11 protein-coding genes and 1 other annotated feature are annotated in these 8,964 nt (G+C 52.1%); of the genes, 3 read left to right on the top strand and 8 right to left on the bottom strand.

Translation table 11 applies throughout. The annotated features are described in order from the left end of the window. On the bottom strand, positions 1 to 449 hold a 449-nt coding region (locus ACLQ7H_RS12135), incomplete at its 3' end, for a lysozyme (RefSeq protein WP_411752885.1). Further along, positions 433 to 651, bottom strand: a complete 219-nt coding sequence (locus ACLQ7H_RS12140; RefSeq protein ID WP_411752886.1) for an HP1 family phage holin — start codon at positions 649 to 651, stop codon at positions 433 to 435. The genes ACLQ7H_RS12140 and ACLQ7H_RS12135, both read right to left, overlap by 17 nt. A gap of 14 nt (positions 652 to 665) precedes the next feature. Here ACLQ7H_RS12140 and ACLQ7H_RS12145 point away from each other — a divergent pair, with 14 nt between their 5' ends. Beyond that, positions 666 to 833: a hypothetical protein gene (locus ACLQ7H_RS12145; RefSeq protein ID WP_411752893.1), complete on the top strand. Its 168-nt coding sequence runs from the start codon at positions 666 to 668 to the stop codon at positions 831 to 833. 97 nt (positions 834 to 930) lie between these two features. On the opposite strand, the gene ACLQ7H_RS12150 is transcribed toward ACLQ7H_RS12145, so the two are convergent. Together ACLQ7H_RS12150 and ACLQ7H_RS12155 are read right to left on the bottom strand one after the other, a co-directional pair. Continuing rightward, positions 931 to 1,695: a YdiY family protein gene (locus ACLQ7H_RS12150; RefSeq protein WP_411752887.1), complete on the bottom strand. Its 765-nt coding sequence runs from the start codon at positions 1,693 to 1,695 to the stop codon at positions 931 to 933. Positions 1,696 to 1,898: 203 nt separating this feature from the next. After that, positions 1,899 to 3,245 carry an anaerobic C4-dicarboxylate transporter gene (locus ACLQ7H_RS12155; RefSeq protein WP_411752888.1) on the bottom strand — a complete coding sequence of 449 codons (1,347 nt, stop codon included), beginning with the start codon at positions 3,243 to 3,245 and terminating at the stop codon, positions 1,899 to 1,901. 664 nt (positions 3,246 to 3,909) lie between these two features. On the opposite strand from ACLQ7H_RS12155, the gene ACLQ7H_RS12160 reads away from it, so the two are divergent. Both ACLQ7H_RS12160 and tyrA read left to right on the top strand, forming a co-directional pair. After that, positions 3,910 to 4,983 (top strand): 3-deoxy-7-phosphoheptulonate synthase, encoded by a 1,074-nt coding sequence (locus tag ACLQ7H_RS12160; RefSeq protein ID WP_411752889.1) that lies wholly within the window; start codon positions 3,910 to 3,912, stop codon positions 4,981 to 4,983. Positions 4,984 to 4,989: 6 nt separating this feature from the next. Then, a complete protein-coding gene (tyrA, locus tag ACLQ7H_RS12165) occupies positions 4,990 to 6,111 on the top strand; it encodes a bifunctional chorismate mutase/prephenate dehydrogenase (protein ID WP_411752890.1) in 1,122 nt (373 codons plus the stop codon). Positions 6,112 to 6,150: 39 nt separating this feature from the next. On the opposite strand, the gene pheA is transcribed toward tyrA, so the two are convergent. The 4 genes from pheA to bamD form a co-directional block, all read right to left on the bottom strand. Continuing rightward, positions 6,151 to 7,308, bottom strand: a complete 1,158-nt coding sequence (gene pheA / locus ACLQ7H_RS12170) for a bifunctional chorismate mutase/prephenate dehydratase (protein WP_021182196.1) — start codon at positions 7,306 to 7,308, stop codon at positions 6,151 to 6,153. 84 nt (positions 7,309 to 7,392) lie between these two features. Beyond that, positions 7,393 to 7,518 (bottom strand) — a sequence feature (Phe leader region). Next, positions 7,470 to 7,517, bottom strand: coding sequence for a pheA operon leader peptide PheL (pheL, locus tag ACLQ7H_RS12175; RefSeq protein WP_192958309.1), 48 nt, complete (start codon positions 7,515 to 7,517; stop codon positions 7,470 to 7,472). Its footprint overlaps the feature before it by 48 nt. A gap of 124 nt (positions 7,519 to 7,642) precedes the next feature. Next, complete coding sequence (raiA, locus tag ACLQ7H_RS12180) at positions 7,643 to 7,987, bottom strand: ribosome-associated translation inhibitor RaiA (protein ID WP_411752891.1); 345 nt, start codon at positions 7,985 to 7,987, stop codon at positions 7,643 to 7,645. A 312-nt stretch (positions 7,988 to 8,299) separates the two neighbouring features. Continuing rightward, the coding region (bamD, locus tag ACLQ7H_RS12185; RefSeq protein WP_411752892.1) for an outer membrane protein assembly factor BamD at positions 8,300 to 8,964 on the bottom strand (665 nt) is incomplete at its 5' end.

The raw sequence follows: 8,964 nt of genomic DNA on the forward strand, positions 1-8,964 counted from the left end.
TTTTTGACGCCATTGACATAAATCCAGCGTGGTAACTGATCGCAAGCCTGTTGCCATTGGCCATGGTTAAGGAAATAAACCAGGGTAGAGCGGCAGGCGGCGCCCGTACCGACGTTAAAGGCAAACGCCATAACGGCATCATAAGTGGCCTGGGGCACCTGCAGTGGCAGACAGGCTGCCATGCGGTTCTCCACCCGGCGAATATCTTCCAGCAGGTTTTCCGCCGCCTGCATTGGTGTGATGGATTTACCTGGAATAACACCGGCCGTATGGCCGATACCTTGCGTCCACACCCCAGCACTGCATTGATAAGGGGTTAACTGGCACCCCTCAAAATCGGCAATCAGGTACAACCCTTGTTCGGAAGTCTTAAGCTGATTGGCCTGCGGCAGCAGCATGGCGATCGCCAGAATGGCCAAGGCGCTGCAACGCTTAACGATTGAGTTCATCAAAAAGTCTCCGTGCTGCTGCATCGCGTTCGATGCTTTTGAGGATCTCCAGACTTTTGCGTCTGTAGTACCAATTGACCAGGAAGGTGCCGATCCCTACAGCCGCGCCGATCAGAAAGGCAACATCCTGCGGTGAGAGCTTGCCTAGCCAGGCGAGAAATAGCGCTGCAGAGTAGGTAATGAATGAGGTTATTCTCTCCATCGCATTAGCCCCACATCTGCTGTCGCAGCGGGTTGCTCTGTAGGATAACGCGACTGTCGGCCACGATAAGCGGGTCGATACTGGCCTCATTTGCCGGGTTTATCATGGGTTTTACCTTAGCAATAATTACTGTATATGCATACAGTATTAATCAAAATGCTAAAGTCGTCAAGCCAAGATAGGGCTATTTTTAGCAAAATGGTAACTCTGCAGATAGGCATAAAAAAAGCCCATTAATGATGGGCTTAGAGGAGGGCTGCGCGGAGCTGTGAGACGAAATTACAAACCGTACACCACGGTTACAGATGTGGTCGTATCAGTATTTTTCGGTGCTGAGGCCGGTGGGTTGGTGTTGTAGGTCACCGTGTAGGCCAGCCGTAGGGCGAAGTCGTTATTGATAGCGACGTTTAACGCGGTTTCGGAGTTAACGGTGGTTTCGTCGTTTGCCAAAGCGGATAACCCTTCGGATAAACGGGCCGTGTCTGTCAGCTTGTAGGAATAGTTGGCTGCACCATAGGCCAGGGCACGGGTGGTGCGGCCACCGCCGTGGTATTCGTCATGGCGTACGCCTGGGCCGAATTCGACACGCAGATCCTGGCGCGGCTCGCTAAAGATCTGACGCCCGTAGCCCCCGGTTAGCGTAGAGCGTGAGTCGTAACCGTTGTAACGATCGTTCAACCAGCCAACCTGACCGAACATATAATTACGAGCTGTCAGATTATAACGGGTACGGCCACCGGCCTGGTATTTCTCGGAGGAGCGTACGTTAGAAGAGGTGGTGTTGTTTGCCGAGCCCCACAGGCTGTAAGCCGTATCGCTGTTAAACCAGGTCATGCTGGTGTTGGCCAACAGGGTCGAGTTCTGTGTGTTGCCTGACTGGGCGTTATAGCCAGCTTGAACATTACCATCAAACGGCTTCTTGGCGGTGGTAGGATCGTCCATCGCGGTGAAGAGGGTATTGTCGGCGAACACGGAAATACTGGTGAAGGCAGTCAAGCAGCTAAAATATAACGGAATGGCGCGACGAGCGCGTAAAGAGAGCATTTTGGATCCAGTAGTTAAGTGTGATTATAAGTGATGGCGATCACATTATATCGGTTCGCTGAGGGGACAAAAATAGGCTTGGTTAGCTTATGTTTTTAGTTTAACGAGGGGACTTATGCACTTTTCGTCTAGTGATACTATTGGCTTTTTACTGCGGTGTTAACCGTGGCAACGGGGTTCGCCCGTTGCCGTCAGAAACCCGATTAAAGGAAGGTCATCACCAGCAGATAACCGGTGATGCATGAGCACAGTACGCCGATCAGGCCAGGGATGATGAAACTGTGGTTGATGATAAATTTGCCGATACGTGTGGTACCAGAACGGTCAAAGCCGATGCAGGCCAGATCGCTAGGGTAGGTTGGCAGCACGAAGTAACCATAGGCCGCCGGGAAGAAGGCCAGCAACATTTTAGGCTCGACACCTAACTGCAAGGCCATTGGTGCAACGGCGGCCAGCGCAGCGGCCTGGCTGTTAACCAGTTTGGAAACCAGGAACAAGACGATGGCGTAAGTCCAGGGTTGGCTTTTCACCACGTCTTCCAGCACCACTTTTAACTCTCCCATATGCGCCTGGAAGAAGGTATCACTCATCCAGGCCACACCGAATACCGAGAAGATGGCGACCATTCCCGCTTTGAATACGGCACCGTTGGCGATATCGCTAGGTTTGACTTTGCAGCCCATCAGGATCACGGCACCGGCGATCAGCATCATCATCTGGATCACCAGATTCATCGACAGCGGTTTTAACACGCCCTTGGCATCGGCAAAGGAAGGACGCAGATCGGCGAAGGCACCGAGCATGACCACGATAGCGATAGCGCCGAAGAAGATCAGCGTGGACCAGTAAGCCTGCTTAGGGAATGTTTGATTGAGCAGCGTTTCTGTACCGCCATAGATATAGGCGCGCTGCTCTGGATCTTGGATCTTGGCCTGGAAATCCGCATCTTTATCCAGATCTTTACCGCGGCGTAGGCTCCACAATGCCGCCATCAATACGCCGACCAACGATGCCGGGATCGAAACGGCCAGGATCTCCAGCAGAGAATAGGCCTTGCCGATCCCATGACCGGCCGCAATGATCGAAACCAGTGACACTACGGCCACGGAAACCGGGGAAGCGGTGATGGCCATCTGCGAGGCGACAGAGGCGACGGCCATCGGGCGTTCCGGCCGGATCCCTTTTTTGATGGCGATGTCAGAAATGATCGGGAACATGGTGTAGACCACGTGGCCGGTACCGCACAGGAAGGTCAATGTCCAGGTGGTAAAAGGGGCAAGTAGAGTGATGTGTTGCGGGTGGCGGCGCAATAGCCGCTCGGCGTATTGCATCATGACATTCAGACCGCCAGCGGTTTGTAACACCGAAGCACAGCCGATCACCGCCAAAATGGTGAGCATGACATCTACTGGAGGTTTTCCTGGTTCCAAACCGAATATAAAGCACAGCAGAAATAAGCCAATACCGCTTATTAAGCCTAGCCCCATACCACCAAATCGGGTACCAACTAATAAGCAGATAATAATGATTGCGAATTGCAACGTGATCATGAGAGTCCCTTGTCAGAAAGAAAAACTGCTAACGCTCATCGTTTCTCAGTGCAGGCAGTGCGGGCTCTGTCTTCGCAGAGTACCCCTAAAGAGGTGTGAACGATTTACGCCATAGTTATTTATTTAGCGGGGGATAACTGTGAGATCCCGCAATGTTTATTCAATAGGGTGACTATTATTTCTGGTATAGATTCAAATGAATAAGGAATGAAAATCAATTGACAGTTAAATGTGTGATAATTGTTTTATAGTTGTTTAATTTGGTGGGGGTGTGGCGGGGCCAAGCAACGTGTTGGCTAAGCGGGTGCAATATGTAGCGCTCCTACCCTGAGAGGAGGTTGTTTTTTTGAGCGCGCAAGTGAGAATGAATAACTGATTTATGTGTTCATTTTTATTTACACTTACGGGTTTTTACGGCAGTTGTTATTGACGAGTCTTCTTTGCACCTCAGCAGTTTGTTTTTTTTATTTAATTCAAATAAAACAAGTGATTAAGTTGATTTCCCATTATTTTTAACTGGCGGGGCTCTTCTTGGTATTACGTGGTAATTTTTTATTTACAGCAAATGGATTGAAAACTTTACAAGGAGTGGTTAAGGTAGCACCTGTAACGCTCAATGTTTTAACTTCGCACACGCACAACGGCAAACGACAGGAATAGCATCATGCAAAAAGACGCGCTCAACAACGTACATATCAGTGCAGAACAGGTTCTGATCACCCCGGAAGAGCTAAAGAACCAGTTCCCACTCAGTGCCAATGATGAAACGGAAATCGCTACGGCCCGCCAAACCATTGCCAATATCCTTAAAGGGCAGGATCACCGTCTGCTGGTGGTCTGTGGGCCATGTTCGATCCACGATCCTGATGCCGCGCTGGATTACGCGCGTCGTCTGAAAACCCTGTCGGCTGAATTGAGCGATCAGCTGTATATCGTTATGCGTGTCTATTTTGAAAAGCCAAGAACCACCGTTGGCTGGAAAGGCCTGATCAACGATCCGTACATGGATGGATCCTTTGATGTAGAAGCCGGTTTGCACATTGCGCGTCGCCTACTGCTCGATCTGGTTGGCATGGGCCTGCCGTTGGCGACCGAAGCGCTGGATCCGAACAGCCCGCAATACCTGGGCGATCTGTTCAGCTGGTCGGCGATCGGTGCGCGTACTACAGAATCTCAGACGCACCGTGAAATGGCTTCCGGCCTTTCAATGCCTGTAGGCTTCAAAAATGGTACGGATGGCAGCCTGGGCACGGCCATCAACGCGATGCGCGCTGCATCCATGGCGCACCGTTTTGTCGGTATCAATCAGGCCGGGCAGGTTTGCCTGCTGCAAACCCAGGGTAACCCAGACGGCCATGTGATCCTGCGCGGCGGTAAAACGCCTAACTACAGTGCTGAGCACGTTGCCGCCTGCGAAAAACAGATGCAGGATGCGGGACTCCACCCGTCCTTGATGATAGATTGCAGCCATGGCAACTCAAATAAAGACTATCGCCGTCAGCCAGCGGTTGCCGAATCCGTCGTTGAGCAGATCAACGCGGGTAACCGTTCAATTACCGGCATCATGCTGGAAAGCAATCTGCACGAGGGCAGCCAGTCTTCTGAACAGCCGCGTGTGGATATGCGCTATGGCGTTTCAGTGACCGATGCCTGTATCAACTGGGAAAGCACGGAGACGCTGCTGCGCCAAATGCATCAGGAACTCGGCGCTGCGCTGATGGCACGCACTGGAGAGTAGTGAGTTATGGTGGCTGAACTGACCGCATTGCGCGATCAAATTGACGAAGTAGATAAAGCGCTGCTGGCCCTGTTGGCGAAACGCCTGGAGCTGGTGGCGGAAGTAGGGGAAGTCAAAAGCCACTACGGTTTACCGGTTTACGTACCTGAGCGGGAGGCGGCAATGCTGGCCTCTCGCCGCCAGGAAGCGGAAAGCCTCGGTGTTCCGCCAGATTTGATCGAAGACGTGCTGCGCCGCGTGATGCGCGAATCCTACACCAGTGAGAATGACAAAGGCTTTAAAACGCTGTGCCCACAGCTGCGTCCTATCGTCATTATTGGCGGTAATGGCCAGATGGGCCGCCTGTTCAACCGGCTGCTGACGCTGTCGGGTTATCAGGTCAAAGTGTTGGATCAAGAGGATTGGCCACAGGCGGATACCCTGCTGGCGGATGCCGGTATGGTGATTGTCAGCGTGCCGATCCATATCACCGAGCAGGTGATTGCCCAACTGCCGCCGCTGCCACAGGACTGCATTCTGGTCGATCTGGCTTCGGTGAAGAACCGTCCGTTACAGGCAATGCTGGCCGTACATGGCGGCCCGGTGCTGGGTTTGCACCCAATGTTTGGCCCGGACGTTGGCAGCGTGGCCAAACAGGTGGTGGTGTACTGCGATGGTCGTCAGCCGGAGGCCTATCAGTGGCTGCTGGAGCAGTTGCAGGTTTGGGGCGCGCGTTTGCATCGTATCAGCGCCGTCGAACACGATCAGAATATGGCCTTTATCCAGGCGCTGCGCCACTTTGCTACGTTTGCTTACGGCCTGCATCTGGCCGAAGAGAACGTACAACTGGAGCAGTTGCTGGCGCTCTCTTCACCGATCTATCGGTTGGAGCTGGCGATGGTAGGGCGGCTATTTGCACAGGATCCGCAGCTGTACGCCGATATCATCATGTCTTCAGAAGAGAACATTCATCTGATCAAACGCTACTATCAGCGCTTTGGTGAGGCGATCAAGCTGCTGGAACAGGGCGACAAGCAGGCCTTTATTCAAAGCTTCCAGAAGGTAGAGCACTGGTTTGGTGATTATGCTCAGCGCTTCCTGGTAGAGAGCCGTTCCTTGCTGCGCCAGGCGAACGATAGCCGTCAATAGATGAAAAAGGGTTCGGCATAGCCGAACCCTTTTTGCTACTTAAGACGGATTGACCGGCACCACGTTTTCGCTTGGATAACAGCCCAGCACTTTCAGCGAGCGGGTAATCGGTGTCAGGCCCTTCAATGCTTTTTCCATCGCGACAGAACGCAGGTTAGCCTGTACATCAATGTAAAACATCTCTTCCCACGGGTTACCGTTGATCGGGCGTGATTCCAGCTTGGTCATAATGATGCCATTGTCACGTAGCACCAACAGGGCTTCCACTAGAGCACCGGATTGTTGACCGGTAGCCATGATCAGCGTGGTTTTGGCCGGAACCTGCTCGGAAACCTCAATCGCTTTACGTGCCAGAATAATGAAACGAGTGATGTTCTGCTGCTGATTAGCCAGGTTATGTTCCAGCACTTGCAGGTTATACAATGCCCCACCGGCTTCACTGCCCAACGCCGCTGCTTTTGGCGAGTTCAGCTTGGCGACCTTCTCCATTGCGGCGGCGGTGCTTTCGCAATACTCAATCTTCCAGTGTGGATAGCGGTTTAAATACTGGCTGCATTGTTGGAAAGGCTGCGGATGGCTATAAACGGTTTCGATTTGCTGTAGATCGGTGTCGCTGGCTACCAGCACGCAGTGATCGATCGGCAGGGTTAACTCACCTACGATCGACAGGCTGGTATGTTGCAGCAGGTCGTACACATCGTTGATAGAGCCGGAGCTGGTGTTCTCTATCGGCAAAATGGCGTAATCCGCCTGGCCGGTTTCCACCTGGGTAAAGATGTCCTGGAATTTCTGACAGCCGCATTCGATGAGCTGATCGAAATGGCGTGCGGCGTATTGGCGGGCAGCCAGATGTGAATAAGAGCCTTTTGGCCCCAGGAAAGCAATGCGTGCGGAATGTTGGCTAGTCTGGTTAAGCTGGTGTTGCAACAGGGCCTGCTGGGTCAGCACGGAGTCTTCGATAATCAGCTGGAACAGGCGGGTGACGTAAAAACCATCGAGATCATAAGGTTTGGCGGCGCTGATCAAGGCGTCCAACAGATCGCGTTCACGCTCTTTATCACGGATCGGGCGGTGCGAATGCAGTTTGGTTTTGCCCACCTCCACCGCCAGTTCACGGCGCTCAGCCAGCAGGGCCAGCAATTTCATATCCAGTGCGCTGATGCGTTCGCGCAGCACGAGTAACGGGTTATCAGTCATAATCAGCTTTGCCTTGTATTCTTCTATTCCCGTCGTCTTGCAGGTCGCAGCTTGAAGTCCAACGGGGCGGGTTGTCGAATAGCCATAAAAAAAGCCCCCTGCTTGAGGAGGCTTGGTTGTTCGTCTTCGCATTCTTTCTCACACGACGAAACGCCTCCCAATCAGGGGAAGGTAAAAAAGAATGCGAAGAAAAACGGTTTACGGCTCATGGCGTTCCAAAATGTGTGTAAATCAAGGTTTAAGGTAACCGCTGGCTTTTCACTGTGTCAATAGAAACCGGCAGACAAAAAACGCGCCCTCGGGCGCGTTTGATGTGAAACAATCACTTGCAGAGTTATTCCTCTTCTTCCTGCGTGATTACCGGAGCCAGGTCTTTCACGCTGGCATAAGCGCGGCGGGCCTCGCTCTTGTGTTGTACTTTGTTCAACTGACGCTCAAGTTTGGCAATCAGTTCATTAACGGCGGTATACATGTCTTCATGTTTGGCGCTGGCAACCAGCGGGCCGTTAGGGGTGGTAATGGTCGCGTCGACGGCAAACCCTTTAGGTTCTTTAGATAAGACAATGTGTGGGTTGATCAGCTGCGCCTGCCACTTTTCCAGTTTACTGAGACGGTCTTCGACATGATTACGGATTGCGGGGGTGATATCCATTTGTTTGCTGGTAATGTTGAGTGTCATATAACTTACCTCTCTGTCTTTCCGTCTTGGATAGATTCAGCATACCGCTCTTTTTGCCGAAATGCGTGATGGAAAACACATATTTTTGTCACTTTTTGCAAAGTTAGTTCAATCTGTGATTTAGCGTCTGAAACCGCCATCTAACGCTTGAGTCTTGGCAGCAGAACGCGCATTATCGATAGGTTAACCGGTGGTGCAGCCTTGCTAACACCGTGTTTTTGCTTGTGTATTTATCCTGGTAATGGCTGAATTTGCAGCAAATGAAAACGGCAGCCGAAGCTGCCGTTTTGTTTTTGTACCCGTCTCAAATACTCAAGACGCGTTGGCGGCGATGATTTTCGCTACCTTGTCGGCCTGAGCAGTCAATTGCAACTGGCGATAGGCGTTTTCCATCAGCGGCAGCGCATCGTGGGTCGCTTTGGTATCCGGGAATTCACGCATCATCTGCTCAACGCGATTAACTACCGCGACGTAAGCGCCACGTTTAGTGTAGTATTCCGCCACTGAGAGCTCGTACTTGGATAGACGGTCCTTCAGGAATACCAGACGCTTGTAGGCATCGGTCGCGTATTGGCTGTTCGGATACTGCTGGATCAGCTGGCTGAAGTCGCGGAATGCGGCGCGGGCATGCTGTGGATCGCGGTCAGAACGGTCAACCCCGAAGAAGCCTTGCAGTGCACTGTCATCCAACGCCATATCTGTCAGACCGCGCATGTACATGACGTAGTCGATGTTCGGATGCGTTGGGTTCAGACGCATAAAGCGATCGATAGAGGCCTGAGCCAAAGGTAAATCGGCAGATTTATAGTAGGCATAAATCAGATCCAATTGGACCTGCTGAGAGTACGGCCCGAATGGATAGCGGTTATCTAACGCTTCGAGTTGCGTAATCGCGCCCTTAAAGTTACCGTCCTGCAGTTTTTGCTGGGCAGTAGCATAGATTTCCGAAGGCGGGCTGTCGGGAACCGTATCCTTGG

This window comes from Serratia sp. (in: enterobacteria) (assembly GCF_046715635.1).
In the GTDB taxonomy this organism is placed as follows: Bacteria; Pseudomonadota; Gammaproteobacteria; order Enterobacterales; family Enterobacteriaceae; genus Chania.